This window comes from Pseudomonas sp. NFACC43 (genome assembly GCF_900119645.1).
GTDB lineage: Bacteria > Pseudomonadota > Gammaproteobacteria > Pseudomonadales > Pseudomonadaceae > Aquipseudomonas.
The window spans coordinates 83,506-106,765 of sequence record NZ_FPKK01000011.1; the positions used below are offsets into that span (position 1 = coordinate 83,506).

Below are 23,260 nucleotides of genomic sequence, written 5' to 3' on the forward strand. Positions count from 1 at the left end.
TGAAAGGCAACCCGCGCAATGGGGTTGTGTTTCATCAACGTACGGAAATGGAACGTGTCCGGTTCGCTGACGTGTACCAGGAGGTTTCGCTGGTTTCGCGCCAGCTCGCCGAGGTAGGCCTTCAGGCGGGCATGCAGGTCGCGGTGATCGCCGAGAACGGCAAGGCGGCTTTTTTACTGGACCTCGCTTTATTGAATATCGGCTGCATCGCCTTGCAGATTCCCGAGAAAACCGCCCGCAGCGCCCTGGCCGACATCGGCCAGCAGAACATTGCCTTTGTGCTGGTCAGCGCCTTGTACCGCGACGAGGTGGACCCTGGTTCATGGGAGCCCGTTGGAACATTCCATGGCTTGAGGCTGTGTCGGAACCGGGCGTGTCCGAATGCCTTCGCTGCGGTTGCGGGGCCCACCATTTTCTCCTCCGGCACCAGCGGCAAAGAGAAGAAGATTCGCGTCAACAACGCCACCGTCCTGCTCAATGCCCGGCAGTTCTTCTCGGCCATCGACGCCCGGCCGGACGACAGTTTCCTGATCTTCCTGCCCCTGTCCAATTATCAGCAGAAGCTGTTGATCTACGGGTGCATCGATGCCGGCATCGACATCGTGCTCAGTGGCATGCAGACCGCCATGCAAGCCCTCAAGCAGACCTCCCCGAGCCTGTTCCTGGCCCCTCCGCTTTTTTACGACGCGATGTGGCGCCTGGCCGATGGCAATGGCCAGAAGCTGCGCGAACTGTTCGGCTCGAACATGCGACAGATGTGGAGCGGCATGGCTGCGTTGCCGCAGGCTGTCCTGGACGGATATCACACGGCGGGCCTGCCGCTTCTGGAAGCCTATGGCATGACCGAGTACGGCCCCATCGCCGTCAACACCCTCCAGCACAATCGACCGGGTTCGGTCGGTCGGGCACTGGTGCCGGGCAGCGTGACCCTGGAAAGCGACGGGGAGATTGTGCTCAGGTCGCATCGGCGGCTGACCTGCGGATACGTGGACCAGCCAGAAGAAGTCGCCAGGGCGGTGTATCGGGACGAAGTCGTCATTGCCACCGGCGACGTCGGCCGTATCGATGCCGACGGCTATATCTTCATTGAAGGCCGCAAGAACGACACGATCATCACATCAGGTGGCCAGAAAATTCACCCCACGGCCGTCGAGCAGTCATTCAACAGCCTGCCTGGCGTGCAGTACGCCGTGGCGCTGGGAGCCCGCCGTCCCCACCTGGGAATGTTGCTGGTGGTCGAACAGATCGATTCGAGCGCCCGGCAACTGATCGAAAAGACCATCGACGATTACAACGCCGGTGCCAGCGTACCGATCCGCAATTATTTCCTGTCCACCGAGCCGTTTACCGCCGAGAACGGTTTGCTGACCCGGAACCTGAAGCTGCGGCGCAAGAACATATCGTCCCGATACGAAACTTGCGTATTCAACTGAGTCGTCACGCAAACATTGATCTTCCACACTGAGCAGGCAAGGAGATTTACCTTGGACGCGTTAAAAGAAGACTTCGGACTTAGCGATGAGGAAATTGCTTTCTTCTTCAAGAATGGATACGTAAAGCCGTTCAAGGTTTATGAACCGGAAGAGATGGAGCGGCAATGGCGAACGGTGCGGCTGCAGACACTGGACCGCAGCAACGCCGTGTATGCCGACAATACAATCTCCAACGCCGGCAACAATAACCTCGCCAACTATGACCGGCACCTGGACATCCCTTTCCTCGGCCAGCATGTCTGCAACCCCAGGATCGTGCACAAGGTGCGCAGCCTCATGGGCAAGGACCTGCTGTGCTGGCGCACCGAGTTCTTCTCCAAGTACCCCGGCGATGCGGGCACCGACTGGCACCAGGCCAATACCTTCGCCGGCGTGGCGGGGCGTCCCCATATCGTCTGGCCCGATGACTCGGGACGTCGCGGGACCCTGACCGCCTGGACCGCTTTCACCGACACGATGAAAGACACCGCCTGCATGGCGATTGTCCCCGGCACCCACAACATGATGCATTACGACGAAGAGAAGCGTCTGATCTTCAACCCCGAGAAGAACAACAACCTCGTCAAGGACGGCGTCCGTCGTGGGCTGTGGGGCTACGATTACCGTGACCTGCAAGTCGATCCGGACTGGAAGCCCGACGAGTCCAAGGCGGTCTACTTCGAGATGAAGGCCGGCGAGTGCGTGATCTTCTGGTCGACGGTGCTGCATTCCTCGCTTCCGCACCTGGGCCTGACCGACAAGATGCGCCTGGGATACTCCGCCCGCTACGTACCCCCGGAAGTCCTTATCCACCCCGATACCGACATGCTCCACGAGTTCGGTGGCGAGGTCAGCCTGGAGAATTACGGTGCTGTCGTGGTGTCGGGCGAGAACCGCTACACCCATAACCGTATCCGCGAAACGAACATGCTGGGCGAGCCGTTCATCCCTGCCTGAAGACTCCAGGGCCGGAGCATCTGCGGCCCTGTTCCGTAAAAGGACGAATGCGCATGCGCATAATGATTGACGCTTGTTCCTACGCCCTGGGTGAAGTCGAACGTCCTTATCACGATGTGCCTGACTTCAAGGCTATGCTCGATCGCTTCGGCTATCCGGACGAGCCGGGGGTATTCGGCTGGGGAAGCTACTTCAAGACCGACGGCGATATATTCGACCTGGGTATCAGGTCCGCTCGCCAGACCCTGGCCCAGAGCCGCGTGTCTGCCGGCGATATCGACTTCGTCATGTTCTGCTCGACCTGCTTTCCCGGCAACGAGATCGAGTACATCAATTTCAACGTTCGGCTGTATGAAGGTCTCGAACTGAGAAAGGCCTTTCCCATCGGCGTCACCCTCAACAACTGCATCAGTTTCATGAGTGCCATCGTGATGGCTGAGAGCATGGTGCGCGCCGGTGTCTACAACAACATCCTGATCATCACCGCCGACAAGGTCTACGACGAGTCCATACGCTTCAACAACTTCGCCTTGCTCAGCGATTCGGCGGCCAGTTGCCTGGTCACCCGGTGCGATGGGCCGGGCCTGGAGATCGTGTCTTCGCGTTTCGGCGTCAGCCAGGATCCGATCACCTCCAACCACGGCAAGGACGAGCCCGAACTCTACGGGCGAATCCTGAATGAAGTCCTGGAGACTTCCGGGATCACCCTGGCCGATATCAGCAAAGTGTTCTGCAACAACATCTTCCGCCCCGTGACGCAGCTCAAGGAAACCCGCCTCGGGTTTTCGCGTCGCCAGCTGTACCTGGATAACGTGGTGCGCTGCGGGCACTGCTTCTCGGCAGACACGATGATCAACTACGTCGATTACGCCCGGCAAAACACTCCCGCCGAGGGCCAGAAATTCCTGTTCTCGATCGACGCGCCCAACCTGCGCGCCAATCTGCTTGCCCAATACACACCTCAACCGTGATTCAGCCAATCCCGCTCTCTGGAGGAACGCCCATGAACATGCCAACCCAGGAACTGCACACTCAGACCGACACCGGCCCGTTGTCCACGGTCCACTCCATTTGGGCGGAAGTGCTCAAGCACCCGGCGCAGACCGACCAGGCGGACTTCTTCGACGCCGGGGGCAACTCGATGCTGTTGATCGCGATACTGAACCTGATCCACGAACGGCTCGATCGCGAGATCAACCCGGCCGCGCTGGTCAACGGCATCACCCCGGCCAGGCTCGCTGAATTGGCCGCCTGAGCATGCCCAGGCCGACGCAGAGACCCACAGGGAAGGATTTCTTATGATCGAGTTCATTGATTCTCGCGGTGTGCCTGTGCGAGTGCAGGACGCCGACGAAGCAGACGAATTGGAGACTGCCCTGACAGGCATTCTTGGGATGGAGTTCGATCCACTTCCACTGTTGCAGCGGCGCGAAGTGCGTTGCCCGATTTCTCGGTTGATCGAAAGCGTCGTCAGGTTATCGAGCATGGAGGACCGGCAGATCCAGCAGGCCACGTTGCTGCTGGGCGGTCTCGATCCCGAGTGTTTGAACCCCCGCGAGCAGGGGCACCTGGCGGCTTGCAATCATTGGGTCAATCAGGACTACGAACTCGCCCATGCCTGCTGGCGCGAACTGCTGGCCCAGCATCCGCGGGATGTGGTGGCCTTGTTCAGCGTGCACATGCTGGAGTTCAACATGGGGTGGACCGAGCGGATGCGCGAAACGGTGCTCACCATAAGACCCTTCTGGGGGCCCGCGCATCCCTTGTATGGATACGTGCGCGGCATCGAAGCCTTTGCCCTGGTGGAAAACGGCGACTATGACGCCGCCAGTGTCGCGGCCGAATGCGCGCTGGCGATCAACCCCCGGGACATCTATGCGATCCATGCCGCCTGTCACGTCGGCTACGAGCGCGGGCAGTACGCCCAGACGCTGAAGTGGCTGGACGACACCGAGGACAACTGGGGCGACAACCTCTGCATGCGCATCCACCTGTGGTGGCATCACGCGCTGTTCAACCTCTATATGCAGCGCCCGGAGGCGGTCCTGCAGACGTTCCATCAGAAAATCAGGATCAAGAACGACCCCGACGGGTACGAGGACCTGGACGCAGTCAGCCTGTTGTGGCGCTTGTCGCTGACGGGGGTGGATGTTTCCGAGCTGTGGCAGGAAGTGGCGCAATACTGGATGCCTTCCATCGATCAGTCGCAGTACTGGTTCAACGATGTGCATTCGATCATGGCGATGGCCAGCTCCAATCACCAGGTGCTGGTGCAGCGCATCCTGCGACGCATCGACTCCACGTATGCCAAGGTCCCGATGATCGCCAACGTGACACGCACCGTTTGCCGGGGGCTGATTGCCTTCCAGCAGGAGGACTACGACAGCGCCCTGGATCTGTTGAGCAAGATCCTGCCGGCGGTGCGGGCCATAGGCGGCAGCAATGCGCAGCGTGACCTGCTGGAGTTGACCACCATCGAGGCGGCCATACGGGCCCGGCAGTTCGACCGTGCCAGGCAGCTCATCCAACAAGGACGCAGCCTGCGTCATCCTTCGCCTTTTCGGACGTTCTTCGTCGACCGTCTGCAGGACGAGGAGCCGATCCACCTGCGCGCATGACCGAGCCGGAAAAGGCATTGCGCCCAAGGGTGCAATGCACTTTCTTCAGCGCTGCGGGGAAATGATTCCGTCGAGCAGGCGCTGCAGGTTCCCCGAAAGGATCAGGCGCGCATCGTGATCGCTGATGGCCTGGTCCGGATCGACAATGAAGGCGCGCAGTCGCTTGTTGATCGCCTCATGATTGTTGATGGGCCAGTCTGTCCCGAAGATGATCTTGTGATTGATCTCGCTTTCCAGCAGCGTGCTCAGCACCGGCGAACGGCCGCGGGCGTCGATCGCGTGCTGGGCACCACTCAAGTCCAGGTAGACGTTGGGGCGGTACTTGCACAGCTGGATGCACTGCACCTGGTCGTTGACTGCGCCGTGGGCGAGGATGAACGGGATGTTCCGGTAGCGACGGGCGGGCTCGTCCACCCACATGGCCTGGGCGGGAGCAAAGGACAGGGCGGGGGAGGTGGGCCCGATGTGCAGCAGTACGGGCAGGTGGTGGGCGTCACAGTATTCGTAGAACGGCGCGAGCGCCGGATCATCGGCCTGGTAGCCGCAGGGCGGGTAGAGCTTCATGCCGCTGAAGCCGTATTGCTCGATGCCGCGGATGAACAGGTCGAGCCCGTCTCGCCCCCAGCGTGGGTCCACGCCGGCGAAGACCGCGAAACGTCCGGCATGGCGCTGGAGAATGGCCCGGTGTTCCTGGAACATCTCGTCGATGGTCAGCTCGGTATCCGGCAAGGCGAAGGAGAAGTCCGGCAGCAGCAGGACGGAGCGGCTGATTCCGGCCCTGTCCATCGCCGCGATCTGGGCATCTCCCTGGTGATCGGCCAGTTCGCGCTGGAACTGATCGAGGATCCTCGTGCGAGAAACCGGGAATCCACTGGCCCGCAGCTTCACTTCGATATTGTCGGCCACCCCCTCCAGGAAACTCAGCGGTGTGAAGCGTGTGGAAGCGATATGGCTGTGGCCGTCGATGAGCGTCGGTTCGTCAGTGCCCCCGGGTGTGTCACTCATCGCCCACCTGCTGCTGGCGCAGGAAGCGGGCGTAGCGCTCCATCATCTGCCTGACGACGCCTTCGCTTTCGCGGTCGACGCCGAAAACGTAGCGGGGGAAATCCAGCTCCTTCTGCACCGCCCAGAGTTCATCATGCTGGTCGGGGGAAAAGAGTTGTGCCGGGTCGCCCACGGCGATCCAGCCGATGGGCACCGTGGCGCCTGGCTCCAGCACGGTCTTGATATGCACCACGCCGTTGATGCGCACCTCCGCGCCTTTGCCCAGGCGAGCGCCGTTGAAGACCGACGCACCGGTCGCGACGAACACCTCGTCGTCGATGCGGCAGCCGGTCAGATGGCAATGCGGGCCCACCATCACGTGATTGCCGATGTGGCAGTCGTCATGGGCGGTGCTGCGGATCACGGCGTTTTCCATGACGATGCAGTTTTCCCCGATCGTCAGCGCGCCACCTTCCGCGACGAGGACCGCACCGTGTCCGATCACCGTTCCGGCACCGATGGACACATTGCCTTCGAGCACGGCGCTCGATGCAATCCGCGCCGTGGGGGCGATTTTCTGGTTGAGTTTGGCTTTGCCAGGCATGCGCAGATTCCTTTGCGTTACTGTTTTTCTCCAGAGACGAAGAATACGCCGATCCCCGCCCAGCCGCCCGGGCTCTCGATGCTTTGGGTGATCACGGCCATCTCGCGCCGGGCCAGTTCGAGTTCGTCTTCTGGAATCACTTCCATCTTGTAGCCAAAGACCAGGTCGCAGAAAGCGCTCGCCCCGATCAGCGACGTGGATACCAGCAACATGCTGCAGCGGATATCGCCATAGCCGGCCTGTTCGAAATAGCTCGCCAGCTTGCTGCCGACGTGACGGTCGCCTCCGCGAGCGGCCTGGGCCCTGGCCACGCGGGCGAGGAACGACTGCAGCTCGGGCGGCTGGGGCGAGGCGCCGAACCAGCGGTCGTCAATGTCGCAGATGCACAGGCGCCCGCCGATGGCCAGGCTGCGGTGGATATTGCGCAAGGCGCTCAGGGGCTCCGACAGGTGCTGGAAAACCATGCGCGCATAGCTGAAATCGAACTGCCCCGGCTCGGTCAGGCTTTCGTCATACAGGTTGCATTGGCGCACCTGGGCTTCGTCGATGCCGGCACCGGCCAATTGCTTGCGCGTCTCGCTGATGCTGGTTTCGTTGCAGTCCAGGGCCATCAACCGGCTGGGCCGGGCCCGAAGCGCAATCTGGGTGGTGATGATGCCCGGGCCGCAGCCGACATCCAGGACCCGTTGTCCCTGGGTCAGCCCGGCTTGCCTCAGATGATCGAACTCCAGGTCCAGCGCAATGCCGGCCTGGGATTTCAGGCGACGCAGGGAGTCTTCATTGTCGCGAAAGGTCCCCAGCTGATACGACTCGTCAACGATCAAAACCATGAGCATTCCCTTCCATTTTTTTCTGTAGCCAGACTATGTCGACCAGAGTGTCCTCCAGCCTTGCGATCCGAGGAATCCGTACACATTCGGAGAAACCCTGAGACTTGCACCCGCGGGCACTGGCGTGGTTCGGCCCCAGGATAATGGCCACCAGCGACTCGAAACCGGCCTCTCTCGCCGAGACCTCCAGGGCCTGCAGCAATCGGATCCCGACCCCGCGGGCACGCATGTCCCGTCGTACATACACGGCGACTTCCGCCATGGTTTCGTCGTCGGGCCGTGCGGAAAAGGGTTTCAGGGCACCCCACGCGACCGTCTCGCCGTCACTCGACAGATAAACGAGAACGGCGAAACGCCGGTTCTTTCCGAAGTAGGTCAGGGCGAATTTTTCATGGGTGTGGTGGGGAACGTCACAATTGGCGAAAACCTTGTCGGCAATGGCCTGATTGTAGGTTTCCACCATGGAGGGCAAATCATCGGGAGTGGCCGGCCGAATCATCTGATAACTTCCTGTAGAACACGTTCAGCGTCGAATTTCCGCTCGCTCCCACCGCGCCGCCCAACAGAAAGGGGCTGTCGGAAAACCATGAGGCGTGGCGTTGCATATGGCTGTCCACCACACTGATCAGCGTGTGCACGCCTTGCTCTTTGCCCCTTGAGGCGCACGCGCTGGACAGCACATCGAAAACGCTGGAACTGGCATCCTCGTCTTCGCTGTGCAGCACCAGCTTCATGCTTCCGTCATAACCGGCGCGTTCGTGGAACCGAAAGTACACGGCCCAACCCGATGCAACGCCATCGCGGCGCGTGCAAGCATAAGCACCCCCCGGCCGGTGCGGATTGAATATCTCCGCGACACACTCCGCCGGGCTGGAAAAGCGCTGGGCGAGGACCCGTGTCCAGGCGTCGCTCCCCATGCTGTCGGTCAGGCATTTCAAGATTGCATCGGGGGCCATGGGGTGCGCGTGGTAAGCATCCGATCCAGTACTTTTCACGATGACGAGCCCCCTCACTCACCCAGTCTTGATGTCCGTTCGAGTCTACGCCCAAGCATGTCGTGCAAACGGCGCGTTAGATTTTTTAAAGCCACGCCAGTAACGCTTAACGAGCCTTGACGCCGTGGCGGATCGCTCAACAGGGCGCCGGTTGCAGGGACTTGCTGGCGGTATCGATGATGCGCCTTCCCACCAGGTCCTTGACCACCGAGTGGTTCATCCAGCCATGCCAGTAGAGCGGTTCGCGGTAACTGCTGTCCGGCATCAGGTCCACCAGTTGTCCTTCTTCGAGCAGCGGCGCGGCGACATCCGCGGGCATCAGCGTATAGCCCAGCCCCGCCAGGACCGCATCCTGGACCATGGGCAATGAAGGCAAGTAATGACAGGGGAACCGCTCGATCGAGACGCCGAGCAGTTCGCGAAGGAAGGCGGTGTGGCGCGTGTCATTGCGCCCCCGCGTGATCGCCGGCGCGTCGAGCAGCGAATGCGTGCCCATGCCGCGGGCCAGATAGCGGCGCATATAGTCGGGGGTGCTGACACATTTGTATTCCATGGCCCCCAACGGATGGACTTCAAACCCATCGAGGGGATCGGCGACCACCGACACGCACCCCTGGACATCCCCGCGCTTGAGAATGTTCAGGCTGGAGCAACGATCATCGGAAATGATTTCGACACAGACCTGTTCGGCCCGCATCAACTCGATCAACAGCGGGGCGAACCAGGTATTGAGCGAGTCGGGGTGTACACCGATGGCAATCTTGGAGTTCGTATTGCCTTTGCGCGACAGCAACCTCAGCACATCATGTTCGAGCGAACGCAGTGCCGAGACATGCTGCAACAAGGCCTGGCCGGCCGATGTGGGATGAATGGGTCTTTCGCGAATGACCAGGATGGTTGAAAGCGAGTTTTCCAGCGACTTTATTCGTTGCGAAATGGCACCGCTGGTGATGTTGAGCGCCGAGGCCGCGCGTTCAAAGCTCTTGTGTTCGATGACGCAGGCAAACGCTTCCAACTGTTGGCGATCCAGCATGACAACCTCCCTGTAAGCCACTGCGTTATCAGGCCAATAACGCAGGGTCATGAACATCCGTGTGCTCGTGGCTGACTGGCCACCCCACATACATTTTCATTGGCAGCGGCAATCCGAAAACGTCGGATCGTTTGAATAAGGAAGACTGTCATGGGGAACGCTGCCCCAGTTGATCAAATCACAAGCGCGCCCCATAGGGTGGGGCGTTGCGTTCGTATTTCCTGTTCGATACGAATCACGTCGCTTGCGCCTGAGCCGTCGGCATAGTCCGAACGGCTATATTGTTATGCGAACAAAATAGACCCATAACGCCCCTTGAGACAAGCCCTGGATCCAATCCATTCGGCGGGCCGAGTCATGGCTTTGCGGTGCTATCGGGCGTCAGCGAAAGGGGGCGCGGTGAGGGTGCCTGTCGGCCAGAGAATCGCCTGGGCGACGATGGTCCGCTCACCATTGAAAGTAACGGCCGGGCCACCATGCAGCGTATAGCCCATTTTCAACGCATCGCTGACCCGATGACAGAATGCGGCATCGTCGGGGCCTGTCAGCACCCGGTAGATGGGAAGCCCGTCGGGCGGTAGGTTCATGGTCATTCTCCTTGAGTACGACGGCAGCGAAATGCCCTCCGTCCGTTCGACGCCGCCGTGGGGAGCGTCCTGCACACCGTGAGGCAGTCTACTCGCCGTGGATCCGGGCAAACAACGGTCATGCCGCATCGGCCCGCCACCCGACACCGCTGCAATACCCAACCGACACCGCCTTGCGCCGTTGCCTACAACTACGCCAGAATCCGCCGGCTTGTGCGCCTGGGGTCGCGTCGGTAGCTTGGGACCTGTCACTGATTGTCAGTGATCGGGTTTAGTCGCCCGTTGTTGCTAAGTCGCTCAAGCGTCCTTCAGTCAGGGATCTCCCCATCCCTGCACTTGATGGTGGCTGTGCGCAGGGCGCCTTTGGGCGCGCCGATTTCTTAGCTCGTCGGTCGACTAACCTGCGTACAGCTGCCTCCCAATCGTTTAGTCGCGAGCGGGTTGTAGCCTTAACCAAACGAGAGCTAAGGCCATGGTCAAAATTACACCGAACCCCCCAGTCAACGACGAACACGTCTCCCGCGCCCAGACTGCCCGCAACAGGAAAATCGACGACGCAGCCACCCGAGCATTGGATTTCTACCTGAAACCCAAGCCCGACAAGGAAACGTCCGACACTCTCAACACCCTCTTTCGCATCGTTTCCGATGTCGATTCCGAATGCCTGCTGGCCAGCCTCAGCGAGAACCTGGCTTCGGCCAACGCCATGATCAGCGACCTGGCCTTCGACCTGGACGGGTCCAGGCGGCATGTGGCGTTGGGGATCCAGCAGGTGATCGAGTTGAGTGAACTGTTGGCCAATCGAGCGTTGGATATCGTTGAGGTGAGGTAGTCAGCGGACACGCTGCCCCGGATAGGAAAAAGGTCTTGCCACGGCAAGGCCTTTTTTTATGCCCGAATGCAACTCGTCCCGCCTGCCGTGAAAAACACTAATGTGAAGGTAACGTCTTCGATCTCGCCATGAATGAACTTCCAGGAATACTCATCGCTGAAACGTATCAGCATCCAGGAAAAACTCTGAATATGCATAAATGCATTTTTTTCTTGACCCCTTTGGGGAGCCTCTATAAGGTTGTTTTCACTGTATGTACATACAGTATTTACCAATCTTTATTCAGTTCAATCCATTCATGGACGAGGTAATAGCTTATGAAAACCAACGCTGAAAAAATCGGTGTAACCCCCCATCAACCCAGCCTCTGGACCCGCGCCGATGCGTTGAAAGTCCGGGCGGATGATCCCACCACCACCCAGCCTCTGGTCAGCGCGGATTTTCCCGTATTGAGCGACGACGTGTTTATCTGGGACACCATGCCCCTGCGCGACCTGGACGGTAACGTGACGTCCGTCGACGGCTGGTCGGTGATCTTCACCCTGACGGCTGACCGTCATCCAAACGACCCGCAGTACCTGGACGAGAACGGTAACTACGACATCCTGCGCGATTGGAACGATCGTCACGGTCGGGCAAAGATGTACTTCTGGTTTTCCCGTACCGGCAAGGACTGGGAATTTGGTGGCCGTGTGATGGCCGAAGGCGTTTCGCCGACCGTTCGCGAATGGGCCGGCACACCGATTCTGTTGAACGACCGAGGTGAAGTGGACCTGTATTACACCGCCGTCACCCCAGGCGCGACCATCGTCAAGGTGCGCGGTCGGGTCGTGACAACTGAACATGGTGTCAGCATGGTCGGCTTCGAGAAGGTCAAGCCGCTGTTCGAGGCCGACGGCAAGATGTACCAGACCGAAGCCCAAAACGCCTTCTGGGGTTTCCGCGACCCATGGCCTTTCCGCGACCCGAAAGATGGCAAGCTGTACATGCTGTTCGAGGGCAACGTGGCCGGTGAGCGCGGCTCGCACAAAGTGGGAGAGGCCGAAATCGGCGACGTGCCGCCGGGTTATGAAGATGTCGGCAACTCCCGCTTCCAGACCGCCTGCGTCGGCATCGCCGTGGCCCGCGACGCGGACGGCGACGACTGGGAAATGCTGCCGCCCCTGCTGACCGCCGTGGGCGTCAACGACCAGACCGAACGCCCGCACTTCGTGTTCCAGGACGGCAAGTACTACCTGTTCACGATCAGCCACACCTTCACCTATGCCGACGGCGTGACCGGGCCGGATGGCGTATACGGCTTTGTCGCAGACTCCCTGTTCGGCCCCTACGTGCCGCTCAACGGCTCCGGCCTGGTGCTGGGCAACCCATCCTCCCAGCCATTCCAGACCTACTCGCACTACGTGATGCCAAACGGCCTGGTGACCTCCTTCATCGACAGCGTACCGACCGACGAAACCGGCACGCAGGTTCGCGTGGGTGGCACCGAGGCACCCACGGTGGGCTTGAAGATAAAAGGGCAGCAGACGTTTGTCGTGGCCGAGTACGACTATGGGTACATCCCGCCGATGCTTGACGTTACGCTCAAGTAATAGCGGTACGGGGCTTTCAGGCAACGGTTTTGAGGTCGATGACAAAACCGTTGTGGATATGATCGAGATATCCCGCCTGATTCATTGCGATGTTGGTCGCGAGCCCCGTTGAACAACGAGTCGTAGCCTTCTTCGCGACTGGCTGCAAGGATGCAGCCAGTCGCGAATGCATTTGCCTGCGACGTATGTACACAAGCCCCTCTGTGGGAGCGAGCTTGCTCGCGATAGCTTGTAGGCTGCCGGGGCCAGGAAGGTCTCAATAGACTTTCACATCGAACCCCAAGGCACGCAGGGCTTTGCTGGTACGACCATTTCTAGGCGGCACCACTTCGGGTCTTGCCCACCCGACAACCTCAGCAATGGAGTTCAATCCGTAGCGGGGAATGGTGTAATTTGGATCACGACCTGCATGGTAAAGACGCTCCCATATGGTTGATGACGCGCCTTCATAAAGAACGTAGTGCAGCAGCTTGCGAATATCCCATCCTTTGCTATTACGCTCGCTCATGATGAGCGAGGCGAACAATTTTACGCGGCCCTCTTTGTCCATGGACTGCACGTTTGGAAGGCCTAGCACGGACATGGGGATTTTGATGACGTGGTCATTGTGGCGTGAGTATTACGGCACAGCATTTCGACCTCATCGATGCTCAGGCTAAGTACTTTTTCCTGGTCAAGCAGTTTGCGGATTTTCGGTGCTCCTTCGTAAAGCGTTAAATCCTCGTACGAAGGTGCGAACTGCAGGCCTTGCCACCACTTGAGCTCTGCTTTCAGGGCAGATTGAGGATCGGCATGATGTCGTTTGTAGTAGTCCTCATAAGGCTTACGCAAGTTGTCACCTACATGGTTGTAGTAGTAGGCGTGAAGGAATTGGTCTACCTGCCAAGCTGTTGGGACATTTTCATCTACCCAAATGGGACGGTAGTCTGAAAGCTGTTGCTGGATACCTTGCAATATCCCTAGTGTCTCCAACCACTCTTTTTTGAAATTTTCTTTGCGCCGATCAAAGGCAACCTTGTCCCCTATAAAGCTAGGGTCATGCCATTCTTCATGTTCTCTGGCTTTTTTCGCTGCGGCGTAAGCATCCTTGTTCAAGGCATTCAGACGTTCCATTTCGGCGATGTAGTCCGCAGAGATGGGGATGGCAACATCAAGTTCGCGCAAATAATCGAAAAAATCCTCCAGCTCAGTGTCCATGCCGTTGGCAACCAGTTCATCCTCGTTGATAAATATCCCCGCTTCGATATTGGTTAACCAGCCATTGTCAGTGTGATTTGCAGAACCAATGTAAGCGCCATAGCCTTTCCACCAGATTACTTTGGGGTGGAAACGGTCCGGTACGAACCGAGTGAACACATTGTCTTTTTGGTGCTTGAACAGGCGGTTTAGTAGCTCAATCGAGACCGGCACCGTATGGTCGTAGCGCATCCATAAATCAAGCCGTAATTTATTGAATACCGAGTGCCCCACCAGATCTCGGGTGATATCTGATGCGCTCCTACCGTAAGCCACGGCAGCCAGTACGCTATCCACTTGCGTCTCACCTGACAACGTAGGCAATAAATCCCTAAGGTGTGTTCCATTGATGCGGTTGGCGATCAGTTTCAATGTTGAGTCCTTTCAATAATTGCAGCATCAGACAGGGCTGTCGTGAGTTTTCAAAAAGATGTCGTTTTAGGCCCAGTTCAGGCTTTGTTTTTGGCGGCTTGGTAGCGGTCCTTGACCTCGGTCACACTCAGCCACTTACGGCGTGAATGCACCACTCGATGGCAATTGGCACATAGCAAAGCGAGGTCCACGAGCTTGGTTTTATCGCCAGGTTGGAGCGTGTGCAGCGGCTTGGTGTGGTGCACATCGATAACGCCTTCGACGTCCGGACCATATGTTTTGCTGAAGTTGAAGCCACAGGCTTCGCACTGGAGAACACCGTGCTTCTTGAGGGCTTCGTCCTTTTTTCGTTTGACGAGTTTTTTGTCCCTTTCCCGTACACGGTGTACGCGGGTTAACACTCTTCCTTCCTCTGCTTCGAAGAAGCCCGGTTCTTCCTCCTCGCTTAGATTTATTGGCGTAGTAGGAGTGGTTCCGACGTTCGCCTTGATGGCTGCTACGACTTCGGCTAAGCGCTCGGGGTTATCCGCGAATTCCAGCCATACCAATTCCTCGTCCTTATTGCCTTTTGCAAGACCTGTGCGACCAGTGTTGGTGTAGCTCGGATCCCAGCGACGGAAGTTGTTGAGCTTCATATAAACACCGTTGGCGTTACGAAAACTCTCGTTCTTGCTCACACCGATGGCGTTGCCAATGAGATTGAGGCTCTGTGATAGGGCTCGGACTTCTGGATGGTTAACGCCAGGTAAGCCATTGCGGTACAGCATGTAAAGGTTCAGAGCTAGGACGAGTTCGTCACGGCTCCAAGGCGGATTGGATTGATTGCTGGTGGGTAAAGAGGACATGGCGGGGGGGCTTTCCGTAGGGTTCCCGTTTCGCTGTAGGACGCAGCGCAATATGTCGTCAGAATATTCTCTTCTGATAGCATTTGGGAATCATACGGTGTTCGATGACCTTTGCTGTCGAGCGCGGGGATACTTACGAGCGACGTTGTTTGGTCATCAGGCGAGATTTGGATGGGGATGGATAAAGTCCGGGCATTAAAAAGCCGGCTTATGGCCGGCTTCTCGTTGACTGACTCAGTTCGTTTTTGACAAACCTCACCAGCCTTCAAAACGTACATCCAGCTCTTGCGGCCGGCTGTGGGACTTGGTCAGAAAGTGATCTGCCTTGTCGGTGCGAGGCTTGGGCTCGCAAATGTGGGGCGGAGGATACGCGGGTTTTTGGCAGAATCCCAGTGGTAAGTGGTGTGGAATCATTGGGTTATCGCTGATCCAAGGGGAAAAGCGGGGGCTGCTTTGCAGCCCAGCGGGGATGAATCCCCTCGCCACAGATGTGCTCAGCACAGATGCGCTCGCCACTGAAGCGCCTGACTACCAGGGGCTTCGGTGGTTGTCTTGCGGTGGGGTGGTCAATCGAACACCGGCGGTCTCTGTTTGTTGAGGGTGGACCACCAGAAGACCCAGCCGATCACCCGTATGTTCTGCGCTTCGATCTGTTCGGTGCTGAAAACTTCGTCCGGGTAAGCCACGCTGTTGTGGCTGCGCAGGCGCAGTCGGTTGCCGGGGATGCGGTGCAGGTACTTGATGCGCAGCATGCCGTCGTGTTCGAGGGCGTAGATCTGGCCGTCGACGATTTGGGTCAGGCCGCGGTCGATGGCGAGGGTGGAGCCGTCTTCGATGCGTTCGGCCATGCTGTCGCCGACCATGGTGGTGCAGATGGCGTCGCTGGGGTTGATTTCCAGGGATTCGAGGTGGCTGCGGGGCAGGCGGGTGGTCTGGCCGGGGATCTCGATGACGTGGGTCTTGATCGCGCCGGGGGCGATGGGGGCTTCCTTGTAGTAGGGCAGTTCGATGTCCGTGGCTTCCGGCACGCTGTAGACGCCCTGGTTTTCGGCGGCATCGTAGGTGGTGCCGGGCCCCAGCCCCAGCGGGGTTTGCGGGCCTTCGCCGTTGGCGAGCCATTGGGGGCTGACGGTCAGCAGGCCGGCGATGCCATGGATGCGCCCGGGTGGGATGCCACGGTTGAACCAGTTGTTCACGTGCTGCGATTTCACGCCGTATAACTTCGCGAAGTCGGCGGAGCGGATATTGGCTTCTTTAAGAAGGGCTCTGAAGCGGTCGCCACTGGAGATCTTTTTCATAAACGGAAAGTTTAGGGGCGACTGTGTTTTGAGCAATAAACATGTCGTGCAAATTTATAAGACGATCTTTCCGTTTGCGGGAATTGAATTGAGTGAGCTAAACGCAGATAAACGTTGTTCGGCACTATTAATACATTGAAGTATTAAGCGACGCTCCAGGCATAAAAAACCCCGGTGAAAACCGGGGTTCTTCTGCAAGTTCAGGCTCAGCCCTTGTAGGCGGCAACCGACTTGGTGATCGCTTCGCGGGCGGCGTCAGCACCAGCCCAGCCTTCGATCTTGACCCACTTGCCCTTTTCGAGATCCTTGTAGTTCTCGAAGAAGTGCTCGATCTGCTGGATCAGCAGTTTTGGCAGGTCGGTGTATTCCTTCACATCAACATACAGCTGCGACAGTTTGTCGTGTGGCACTGCGATGACTTTGGCATCGCCGCCGCCGTCGTCGGTCATGTTCAGGATGCCGACCGGACGGGCGCGGATGACCGAACCTGGGGCAACCGGGTAAGGGGTCACCACCAGTACGTCGAGGGGGTCACCGTCGTCGGCCAGGGTGTTGGGGATGTAACCGTAGTTGGCCGGGTAGAACATCGGGGTGGCCATGAAACGGTCAACAAACAGGCAATCGCTGTCCTTGTCGATTTCGTATTTGATCGGGGCGTGGTTGGCCGGGATTTCGATCGCAACGTAGATGTCGTTCGGCAGGTCTTTGCCAGCCGGAATCTTGCTGTAGCTCATTGGGCGGTGCCCCCGTTAGTTGACCAAAAGGCTGGTCGGATTGACCAAAAGTGGCGGCGATTATAGGCATATTCAGCCGCTGATGCCACGTATCAAGGGTCTTAGAGACCTTGGTATGACGCCTGGTAGACCGGATCTTCGGCCTGAAGTTGCCGCAGCCGGGCCAACGGATCCTGGCGGTAGAAAAGCCGTAGCTGTTCATACACCCTGGGGTATGCCTGGTGCAGCAGGTCCGGGGCGCTGAAGAAGTATTCGCTGGTGACGGCGAAGAATTCCGCAGGGTTTTCCGCCGCGTAGGGATCAATGAGGGTTTGTGCATCCGGATTCCGGTCCAACTGGCGATCGAGGTCGTCAAAGGCCTGTTGCATGGCCTCGGCCCAGTCCTGGATCCGCATGTCGGCATGCAGCGGCGGCAGGCCGTTGGCGTCGCCGTTGAGCATGTCGAGTTTGTGGGCCAGTTCGTGGATCACCAGGTTGTAGCCGTCCCAGCCGCCGCTGGCGATGACGCCGTCCCAGGCCAGGATGATCGGCCCCTGGGGCCAGGCTTCGCCGCTGTGTTCGCCATCCCATTCGTGCTCGATGCCACTGGCGTCCCGGTAGCGCTGGGGGCTGAGGAAGTCGTCGGGGTAGAGGACGATTTCGTGGAAGCCCTGGTACCAGTTCAGATCCCCCAGGTGCATCAGCGGGAGCTGGGCCTGGGCCGCGAGCAACAGGCGCTGCTCCTGGTGCAGTTCGACGCCGGGCAGGGCGGTCAGGTGCTTGTCATGCAGGAACAGCACGCAGGCCTCGCGCAGCCACTGGTCCTCGGCGGGGCTGATGCCGTCGAGGAAGCTCAGTTGATGACGCACTCGCTGCCAGGTTTCATCGGCAACGGGGTGCCTGGCGAGGGTGCGTCGGCGACGCCAAGTGCTCAGGGACCACATGATGGGTCAGCGCGATGCGGCGTTGGAACCGCGGGCCAGGCGGCTGCGGACCAGGCTGATGACCATCGGCAACAGCGACAAAAGGATGATGCCCACCACCAGCAGCGACAGGTTCTGCTTGATGAATGGGACGTTGCCGAAGAAGAAGCCGAGGGTGACCAGGCCGCCGACCCACAGCACGGTGCCGAGCACGCTGAAGCCGAAGAAGCGCACGTAGGGCATTTTCGCCACGCCGGCGACGAAGGGGGCGAAGGTGCGGATGATCGGCAGGAAGCGCGCCAGGGTCACGGTCTTGCCGCCGTGCTTGTCGTAGAAGTCGTGGGTTTGTTGCAGGTAGTCGCGGCGGAAGATCTTCGAGTTCGGGTTGCTGAACAGGCGCTCCCCCGCCGTGCGGCCGATGAGGTAATTGGTGCTGTCGCCGAGGATCGCCGCCAGCATCAGCAGGCCACCCAGCAACCAGGGGTCCATGCCGCCGCCCGCCGCCACGGCGCCGGCGATGAACAGCAGCGAATCCCCCGGCAGGAAAGGCGTCACCACCAGGCCGGTTTCACAGAAGATCACCAGAAACAGGATGGCGTAGATCCACGGCCCATAGTTGGTCACCAGCATGTCGAGGTACACATCGAGGTGCAGGATGAGGTCGAGGGGGTTGAAATCCATGCAAAACACCTGTGGTGGTGGCCTGGCTCGGCAGGCTTTGGGTCGGGCTTTGAGTATGACTACAGCGTGTGTAGCTTTTTCTTACAAGCCGGGAAGAGCGGCATTATACGGTCTGGAGGGGGAGGTGCGGGGTGAGTTTGTAGCTAGGGATTTCGGTGATGTTGTGGCGGGGTGAAGGCTGGGTGAAGGCTCTTGTGGCGAGGGGATAAATCCCCTCGCCACAAAGGGGGTGATGTTGTGGCAGGGGGCTCAGCCACAGGGTCAGATCCCTTCGCTGATCGGCAGCACGTAGTTCTTGAACTCGGTGTCTTCCTTGAAGCCGATGGACTCGTAGGTTTTCTGCGCCGCTTCGTTGTTGCTGCTGGTGGAAACGCGCATGCGCACGGCGTTGGTTTCCTTGGCCATTTTCTTCGCGGTGCGGATCAGGTGGTCGGCCACCAGCTGGCGGCGGGCGTCTTCGGCGACGTAGATGTCGTTGAGGATCCACACGCGCTTGAGGGACAGCGACGAGAAGCTTGGATAGAGCTGGCAGAAGCCCAGCAGCTTGTTGTCGTCGTCATCGGGCAAGGCCAGGTAGATCACCGACTCCTTGCGGCGCAGGCGCTTCTCGAGGAAGGCCCGGGAAGAGTCCGGGTACGGCAGTGAGCCGTAGAATTCACGGTATTTGACGAACAAGGGCGTCAGCAGGTCCAGGTGTTCCAGGGTCGCTTGGATAATCCGCATGGTAGGTCTCGCTAACAAAAGGTCGACAGAAGTTCTGACAACGATGGTGCCTTGTCGTGCTTCGATGCTGCCTGAAAGCGCATCAGAAACGCAATCGGGCGCCGGATCAGTCTTGGGGCGGCATCAGTAGGAAGTTACCTTTCATATCGGCGTTTTTTTCCGACTCTAGAGTGTGAACCTGGGCTTCGTCCTTCAGGTTGACCCCCGAGAGCTGTCGGCGGCAGGCCTCGCGCATCAGGTAGATCAGGCGATGGGCCGCCATGCCGTAGCTCAGGCCTTCGAGCCGGACGTTGGAAATGCAATTGCGATAGGCGTCGGTCAGGCCGACCTTGGGGTTGTAGGTGAAATACAGCCCCAGGCTGTCGGGGGAGCTGAGGCCGGGGCGTTCGCCGATGAGGATCACCGACATTCTTGCGCCGAGCCGCTGCGCCACTTCGTCGGCCACGGCGACGCGGCCCTGTTCCACCAGGACCACCGGCGAAACCGACCAGCCTTCGGCGGCGATCTGCTCTTCCAGGCGCGCCAGGAAGGGCAGGGTATGGCGATGCACGGCAAGAGCGGAGAGGCCGTCGGCCACCACGATGGCCAGGTCCACGCCGCCGGGGTGGGCGGCGGCGTAGTCCTGCAGGGTCCGGGCGGACGCTTCGTCGAGCCGTCGGCCCAGGTCCGGGCGCTGCAGGTAGCTGTGGCGGTCGCTGGCGGCGCTGTGGAGCAAAAGGCTCTCGCGACCGCGCTCGCTCAGTTGCGTGCGCAGGCCCTGGTGATCGAACGCCAGGTGCACGGCGTCCCGGGCCTGGGCGTGGGCATACTGGAAATCCAGCTGTGCCTGGGTGGGCAGGCTGGTGCCGGTGCGGCCCAGGGCGATGCGCGCCGGTGTCAGGCGGCGCAGTTCCAACCAGGGGTTTTGCGTGTCGACAGGTTTTTTATCCATCGGCCAATACTCATCCAAATGCGGCTTATCCCAAATGTGCCAAGGCGTGACGGAACGCCGGTGGCAGGTTGTCGCCGAACCGCACCCGGCCATCGGCCTGGGTAAAGATGCCCATGTTGGCGAGCCATTGTTCGAACTCCGGCGCCGGTTTCAGGCCCAGGGTCTGGCGGGCGTAGAGGGCGTCGTGGAACGAGGTGGTCTGGTAGTTGAGCATGATGTCGTCGGAGCCGGGAATGCCCATGATGAAGTTGATCCCGGCCACCCCCAGCAGGGTCAGCAAGGTATCCATGTCGTCCTGGTCGGCTTCGGCGTGGTTGGTGTAGCAGATGTCGCAACCCATGGGCACGCCCAGCAGCTTGCCGCAGAAATGGTCTTCGAGGCCGGCGCGGATGATCTGTTTGCCGTTGTACAGGTACTCCGGGCCGATGAATCCTACGACCGTGTTCACCAGGAATGGGTTGAAATGCCGGGCCACGGCGTAGGCTCGGGTTTCGCAGGTCTGTTGATCCACGCCGTGATGGGCGTTGGCCGACAGGGCACTGCCCTGGCCGGTTTCGAAATACATCAGGTTGTTGCCGAGGGTGCCGCGATTCAGGCTGAGCCCGGCGTCGTAGCCTTCTTTCAACACGTTGAGGTTGATGCCGAAACTGGCGTTGGCCGCTTCGGTGCCGGCGATGGACTGGAACACCAGGTCCAGGGGCACGCCACGGTTGGCCGCTTCAATGGAGGTGGTGACGTGGGTCAGCACGCAGCCCTGGGTGGGGATGTCGTAGCGCTGGATGATGGCGTCGAGCATTTCCAGCATGGCGCAGATCGAGGCCGTGCTGTCGGTGGCCGGGTTGATGCCGATCATGGCGTCGCCGTTGCCCAAGAGCAGGCCGTCGAGGATGCTGGCGGCGATTCCGGCGGGCTCGTCGGTGGGGTGGTTGGGCTGCAGGCGTGTGGACAGCCGGCCACGCAGGCCGAGGGTGCCGCGAAATTTCGTCACCACGCGGATTTTCTGCGCCACCAGCACCAGGTCCTGGACGCGCATGATCTTCGACACCGCCGCCACCATTTCCGGCGTCAGGCCCGGGGCCAGCGCCCGCAGGCTGTGCTCGTTGGCGGCATCGCTGAGCAGCCAGTCCCGAAACCCACCGACGGTGAGGTGGCTGACCGCTGCGAAGGCCTGTTTGTCGTGGGTGTCGACGATCAGCCGGGTGACTTCGTCGGCCTCATAGGGAATCAGTGCTTCTTGCAGGAAATGGCTGAGGGGCAGGTCGGCCAGGGCCATTTGCGCGGCCACCCGCTCGCCATCGTTGAGTGCGGCGACCTCGGCCAGGAAATCCCCGGAACGCGCCGGGCTGGCCTTGGCCATCAAGTCCTTGAGGCTGTCGAAGCGATAGGTCTGGGCGCCGACGGAATGGGCGAATGCGGCCATGGGCGGTGTCCTCCTGATTCTCTGAATAACTTGAATACACCCCGTGATCCTGTGGGAGCGAGCAAGCTCGCTCCCACAGGGGGTTGGCATGCACTTCTATATGGCAGGCACCGGGCCCTCGGCCCGGTGCCGGTGCAACTTCAGATACCTGTGAGCATAGCGTCCGCCGGGGCGTTGGAGCGTTGCTTGGCGGTCAGTTGGAAATACAGGTAGCCGGCAATCATGAAACCGAGGAAGACCAGGCAGATCACCGGGTTGAACCAGGCCATCGCCACCAGGCACACCACCGCCAGGAACAGCGCGATGCCCGGTACGATCGGGTAGCCCGGGGCGCGGAAGGTGCGTTCCAGGTTCGGTTCGGTCTTACGTAATTTGAACAGGCTGAGCATGCTGATGATGTACATCACGATGGCGCCGAATACCGACATGGTGATCATCGCCGCCGTCAGCGTCATGCCTTGCAGGTTCACCAGGCCATCGCTGTAGATCGCCGCGATGCCGATCACGCCGCCGGCCAGGATCGCCCGGTGCGGAGTCTGGAAGCGGGACAGCTTGGCCAGGCCCCGTGGCAGGTAGCCGGCCCGGGCAAGGGCGAAGAACTGGCGCGAGTAGCCGAGGATGATTCCGTGGAAACTCGCCACCAGGCCGAACAGGCCGATCCACACCAGCATGTGCATCCAGGTCGAGTCGTTGCCGACCACGGCTTTCATGGCCTGGGGCAGCGGGTCATTGATGTTCGACAGTTGCCGCCAGTCGCCTACGCCGCCGGCCATGATCATGACGCCGATGGCCAGGAAGACGAGGGTCAGGATGCCGCTGACATAGGCCCGGGGAATGGTGCGTTTCGGGTCCTTGGCTTCTTCGGCGGCCATGGCCGCGCCTTCGATGGCCAGGAAGAACCAGATGGCGAAGGGGATCGCCGCGAAAATGCCCGGGATCGAGGCGAGGCTGAACTCGTTGGAGCCGGCCCAGCCGTTGAGCACGAAGTTGCTGAAGCTGAAGCCCGGCGCGACCACGCCCATGAACACCAGCAGTTCGGCGACCGCCAGCACCGTGACCACCAGTTCGAAGGCGGCGGCGATGCTGACGCCGAGGATGTTCAGGGTCATGAAGATCACGTACGCGCCGACGGCCGCGAGCTTGGGATCCAGTTCCGGAAATTGCACGTTGAGGTAGGCGCCGATGGCCATGGCGATGGCCGGCGGCGCAAAGACGAATTCGATCAGGGTGGCGATGCCGGCGATCAATCCGCCTTTCTCGCCAAAGGCCCGACGGCTGTAGGCAAAAGGCCCACCGGCGTGGGGAATCGCGGTGGTCAGTTCGGTGAAGCTGAAGATGAAACAGGTGTACATCAGCGCCACCATGAGGGCGGTGACGAGAAAGCCCAGGGTCCCTGCGGTTCCCCAGCCGTAGCTCCAGCCGAAGTACTCGCCGGAAATCACCAGGCCGACGGCAATGCCCCATAAATGCAGGGTGCCGAGTGTGGGTTTGAGTTGAGTCGTGGTTGTCATAAGTCCTCTCTTCTTTTTTATTGTTCGATCTGTTGGACTTTCGGGTTTGTGGTGGAGCGGGCACGCAAGGCTCATGCCAGAGCGGTGGGCGGTAAATTGATGT

At 59.8% G+C, this 23,260-nt stretch carries 25 protein-coding genes; 7 read left to right on the forward strand and 18 right to left on the reverse strand.

Annotated elements, in window-relative coordinates; translation table 11 throughout:
- Positions 1–47 precede the first annotated feature (47 nt).
- The 5 genes from BT179_RS18935 to BT179_RS18955 are packed head-to-tail and all read left to right on the forward strand — an operon-like array spanning position 48 to position 5,047.
- Positions 48–1,433, forward strand: a complete 1,386-nt coding sequence (locus BT179_RS18935; protein WP_177305130.1) for an AMP-binding protein — start codon at positions 48–50, stop codon at positions 1,431–1,433.
- A 51-nt stretch (positions 1,434–1,484) separates the two neighbouring features.
- Entirely contained in the window at positions 1,485–2,429 is a 945-nt protein-coding gene (locus BT179_RS18940; protein ID WP_072431416.1) for a chlorinating enzyme, read from the forward strand.
- 53 nt (positions 2,430–2,482) lie between these two features.
- Complete coding sequence (locus BT179_RS18945; RefSeq protein ID WP_072431415.1) at positions 2,483–3,400, forward strand: beta-ketoacyl-[acyl-carrier-protein] synthase family protein; 918 nt, start codon at positions 2,483–2,485, stop codon at positions 3,398–3,400.
- Between the two features lie 32 nt (positions 3,401–3,432).
- Positions 3,433–3,684: an acyl carrier protein gene (locus BT179_RS18950; protein WP_072395690.1), complete on the forward strand. Its 252-nt coding sequence runs from the start codon at positions 3,433–3,435 to the stop codon at positions 3,682–3,684.
- Positions 3,685–3,727: 43 nt separating this feature from the next.
- A complete protein-coding gene (locus BT179_RS18955) occupies positions 3,728–5,047 on the forward strand; it encodes a tetratricopeptide repeat protein (protein WP_072395699.1) in 1,320 nt (439 codons plus the stop codon).
- A 45-nt stretch (positions 5,048–5,092) separates the two neighbouring features.
- Here BT179_RS18955 and BT179_RS18960 read toward each other — a convergent pair whose 3' ends face one another.
- The 7 genes from BT179_RS18960 to BT179_RS18990 form a co-directional block, all read right to left on the reverse strand.
- Complete coding sequence (locus BT179_RS18960) at positions 5,093–6,052, reverse strand: amidohydrolase family protein (protein ID WP_072431414.1); 960 nt, start codon at positions 6,050–6,052, stop codon at positions 5,093–5,095.
- Complete coding sequence (locus BT179_RS18965) at positions 6,045–6,635, reverse strand: gamma carbonic anhydrase family protein (protein ID WP_072431413.1); 591 nt, start codon at positions 6,633–6,635, stop codon at positions 6,045–6,047. Before BT179_RS18965 ends, BT179_RS18960 begins: the two co-directional genes overlap by 8 nt.
- Before the next feature lie 17 nt (positions 6,636–6,652).
- Positions 6,653–7,465 carry a class I SAM-dependent methyltransferase gene (locus BT179_RS18970; RefSeq protein WP_072449272.1) on the reverse strand — a complete coding sequence of 271 codons (813 nt, stop codon included), beginning with the start codon at positions 7,463–7,465 and terminating at the stop codon, positions 6,653–6,655.
- A complete protein-coding gene (locus BT179_RS18975; RefSeq protein WP_072431411.1) occupies positions 7,449–7,964 on the reverse strand; it encodes a GNAT family N-acetyltransferase in 516 nt (171 codons plus the stop codon). Before BT179_RS18975 ends, BT179_RS18970 begins: the two co-directional genes overlap by 17 nt.
- Positions 7,939–8,421: a hypothetical protein gene (locus tag BT179_RS18980; protein ID WP_072395709.1), complete on the reverse strand. Its 483-nt coding sequence runs from the start codon at positions 8,419–8,421 to the stop codon at positions 7,939–7,941. The genes BT179_RS18975 and BT179_RS18980 overlap by 26 nt, the downstream gene beginning before the upstream one ends.
- A 175-nt stretch (positions 8,422–8,596) precedes the next feature.
- Positions 8,597–9,493 (reverse strand): HTH-type transcriptional regulator ArgP, encoded by an 897-nt coding sequence (gene argP / locus BT179_RS18985; RefSeq protein ID WP_072396092.1) that lies wholly within the window; start codon positions 9,491–9,493, stop codon positions 8,597–8,599.
- A gap of 371 nt (positions 9,494–9,864) precedes the next feature.
- Positions 9,865–10,080 carry a DUF1737 domain-containing protein gene (locus BT179_RS18990; protein WP_072431410.1) on the reverse strand — a complete coding sequence of 72 codons (216 nt, stop codon included), beginning with the start codon at positions 10,078–10,080 and terminating at the stop codon, positions 9,865–9,867.
- A 472-nt stretch (positions 10,081–10,552) separates the two neighbouring features.
- Here BT179_RS18990 and BT179_RS18995 point away from each other — a divergent pair, with 472 nt between their 5' ends.
- Positions 10,553–10,912: a DUF6124 family protein gene (locus BT179_RS18995; protein WP_072431409.1), complete on the forward strand. Its 360-nt coding sequence runs from the start codon at positions 10,553–10,555 to the stop codon at positions 10,910–10,912.
- 317 nt (positions 10,913–11,229) lie between these two features.
- Positions 11,230–12,504, forward strand: a complete 1,275-nt coding sequence (locus BT179_RS19000) for a glycoside hydrolase family 68 protein (RefSeq protein WP_072431408.1) — start codon at positions 11,230–11,232, stop codon at positions 12,502–12,504.
- Positions 12,505–12,760: 256 nt separating this feature from the next.
- Here the strand turns inward: BT179_RS19000 and BT179_RS27020 are convergent, their stop codons facing one another.
- The 11 genes from BT179_RS27020 to eat all read right to left on the reverse strand — a co-directional run bounded on the left by BT179_RS27020 (position 12,761) and on the right by eat (position 23,157).
- Positions 12,761–13,054, reverse strand: coding sequence for a hypothetical protein (locus tag BT179_RS27020; protein WP_256343853.1), 294 nt, complete (start codon positions 13,052–13,054; stop codon positions 12,761–12,763).
- Positions 13,055–13,074: 20 nt separating this feature from the next.
- Positions 13,075–14,112: a phospholipase D family protein gene (locus tag BT179_RS19005; RefSeq protein WP_256343854.1), complete on the reverse strand. Its 1,038-nt coding sequence runs from the start codon at positions 14,110–14,112 to the stop codon at positions 13,075–13,077.
- A 77-nt stretch (positions 14,113–14,189) separates the two neighbouring features.
- Positions 14,190–14,957: an HNH endonuclease gene (locus BT179_RS26565; RefSeq protein ID WP_143148719.1), complete on the reverse strand. Its 768-nt coding sequence runs from the start codon at positions 14,955–14,957 to the stop codon at positions 14,190–14,192.
- A gap of 566 nt (positions 14,958–15,523) precedes the next feature.
- The gene (locus BT179_RS19015; RefSeq protein WP_072431407.1) at positions 15,524–16,255 is read right to left on the reverse strand and encodes a LexA family transcriptional regulator; all 732 of its coding nucleotides are present in this window, start codon (positions 16,253–16,255) and stop codon (positions 15,524–15,526) included.
- Positions 16,256–16,461: 206 nt separating this feature from the next.
- Positions 16,462–16,989: an inorganic diphosphatase gene (ppa, locus tag BT179_RS19020; RefSeq protein WP_072395734.1), complete on the reverse strand. Its 528-nt coding sequence runs from the start codon at positions 16,987–16,989 to the stop codon at positions 16,462–16,464.
- A gap of 101 nt (positions 16,990–17,090) precedes the next feature.
- Positions 17,091–17,912, reverse strand: coding sequence for a M90 family metallopeptidase (locus BT179_RS19025; protein ID WP_072431406.1), 822 nt, complete (start codon positions 17,910–17,912; stop codon positions 17,091–17,093).
- A 6-nt stretch (positions 17,913–17,918) separates the two neighbouring features.
- On the reverse strand, positions 17,919–18,572 hold the full coding sequence (locus tag BT179_RS19030; protein ID WP_072431405.1) for a DedA family protein: 654 nt from the start codon (positions 18,570–18,572) through the stop codon (positions 17,919–17,921).
- Between the two features lie 261 nt (positions 18,573–18,833).
- Positions 18,834–19,295 carry a GNAT family N-acetyltransferase gene (locus BT179_RS19035; protein WP_072395750.1) on the reverse strand — a complete coding sequence of 154 codons (462 nt, stop codon included), beginning with the start codon at positions 19,293–19,295 and terminating at the stop codon, positions 18,834–18,836.
- A gap of 106 nt (positions 19,296–19,401) precedes the next feature.
- Positions 19,402–20,226, reverse strand: coding sequence for an ethanolamine ammonia-lyase subunit EutC (gene eutC / locus BT179_RS19040; RefSeq protein WP_072431404.1), 825 nt, complete (start codon positions 20,224–20,226; stop codon positions 19,402–19,404).
- Positions 20,227–20,251: 25 nt separating this feature from the next.
- Positions 20,252–21,646 carry an ethanolamine ammonia-lyase subunit EutB gene (locus tag BT179_RS19045; protein ID WP_072431403.1) on the reverse strand — a complete coding sequence of 465 codons (1,395 nt, stop codon included), beginning with the start codon at positions 21,644–21,646 and terminating at the stop codon, positions 20,252–20,254.
- A 140-nt stretch (positions 21,647–21,786) separates the two neighbouring features.
- Positions 21,787–23,157, reverse strand: coding sequence for an ethanolamine permease (gene eat, locus BT179_RS19050; RefSeq protein WP_072395756.1), 1,371 nt, complete (start codon positions 23,155–23,157; stop codon positions 21,787–21,789).
- Between the last annotated feature and the right edge of the window lie 103 nt (positions 23,158–23,260).

Bases quoted from the DNA above. Each gene is read 5' to 3' on its own strand.
- BT179_RS18960 (WP_072431414.1), bottom strand. From the start codon at position 6,052: ATGAGTGACACACCCGGGGGCACTGACGAACCGACGCTCATCGACGGC.
- BT179_RS19030 (WP_072431405.1), bottom strand. From the start codon at position 18,572: ATGGATTTCAACCCCCTCGACCTCATCCTGCACCTCGATGTGTACCTC.
- BT179_RS18935 (WP_177305130.1), top strand. From the start codon at position 48: ATGGAACGTGTCCGGTTCGCTGACGTGTACCAGGAGGTTTCGCTGGTT.
- BT179_RS18990 (WP_072431410.1), bottom strand. From the start codon at position 10,080: ATGAACCTACCGCCCGACGGGCTTCCCATCTACCGGGTGCTGACAGGC.
- BT179_RS19045 (WP_072431403.1), bottom strand. From the start codon at position 21,646: ATGGCCGCATTCGCCCATTCCGTCGGCGCCCAGACCTATCGCTTCGAC.
- BT179_RS18980 (WP_072395709.1), bottom strand. From the start codon at position 8,421: ATGGCCCCCGATGCAATCTTGAAATGCCTGACCGACAGCATGGGGAGC.
- BT179_RS18995 (WP_072431409.1), top strand. From the start codon at position 10,553: ATGGTCAAAATTACACCGAACCCCCCAGTCAACGACGAACACGTCTCC.
- BT179_RS19035 (WP_072395750.1), bottom strand. From the start codon at position 19,295: ATGCGGATTATCCAAGCGACCCTGGAACACCTGGACCTGCTGACGCCC.
- BT179_RS19015 (WP_072431407.1), bottom strand. From the start codon at position 16,255: ATGAAAAAGATCTCCAGTGGCGACCGCTTCAGAGCCCTTCTTAAAGAA.
- BT179_RS18955 (WP_072395699.1), top strand. From the start codon at position 3,728: ATGATCGAGTTCATTGATTCTCGCGGTGTGCCTGTGCGAGTGCAGGAC.
- eutC (WP_072431404.1), bottom strand. From the start codon at position 20,226: ATGGATAAAAAACCTGTCGACACGCAAAACCCCTGGTTGGAACTGCGC.
- BT179_RS18950 (WP_072395690.1), top strand. From the start codon at position 3,433: ATGAACATGCCAACCCAGGAACTGCACACTCAGACCGACACCGGCCCG.
- BT179_RS18945 (WP_072431415.1), top strand. From the start codon at position 2,483: ATGCGCATAATGATTGACGCTTGTTCCTACGCCCTGGGTGAAGTCGAA.
- BT179_RS27020 (WP_256343853.1), bottom strand. From the start codon at position 13,054: ATGGACAAAGAGGGCCGCGTAAAATTGTTCGCCTCGCTCATCATGAGC.
- ppa (WP_072395734.1), bottom strand. From the start codon at position 16,989: ATGAGCTACAGCAAGATTCCGGCTGGCAAAGACCTGCCGAACGACATC.
- BT179_RS18970 (WP_072449272.1), bottom strand. From the start codon at position 7,465: ATGGTTTTGATCGTTGACGAGTCGTATCAGCTGGGGACCTTTCGCGAC.
- eat (WP_072395756.1), bottom strand. From the start codon at position 23,157: ATGACAACCACGACTCAACTCAAACCCACACTCGGCACCCTGCATTTA.
- argP (WP_072396092.1), bottom strand. From the start codon at position 9,493: ATGCTGGATCGCCAACAGTTGGAAGCGTTTGCCTGCGTCATCGAACAC.
- BT179_RS18975 (WP_072431411.1), bottom strand. From the start codon at position 7,964: ATGATTCGGCCGGCCACTCCCGATGATTTGCCCTCCATGGTGGAAACC.
- BT179_RS18965 (WP_072431413.1), bottom strand. From the start codon at position 6,635: ATGCCTGGCAAAGCCAAACTCAACCAGAAAATCGCCCCCACGGCGCGG.
- BT179_RS19000 (WP_072431408.1), top strand. From the start codon at position 11,230: ATGAAAACCAACGCTGAAAAAATCGGTGTAACCCCCCATCAACCCAGC.
- BT179_RS26565 (WP_143148719.1), bottom strand. From the start codon at position 14,957: ATGTCCTCTTTACCCACCAGCAATCAATCCAATCCGCCTTGGAGCCGT.
- BT179_RS19025 (WP_072431406.1), bottom strand. From the start codon at position 17,912: ATGTGGTCCCTGAGCACTTGGCGTCGCCGACGCACCCTCGCCAGGCAC.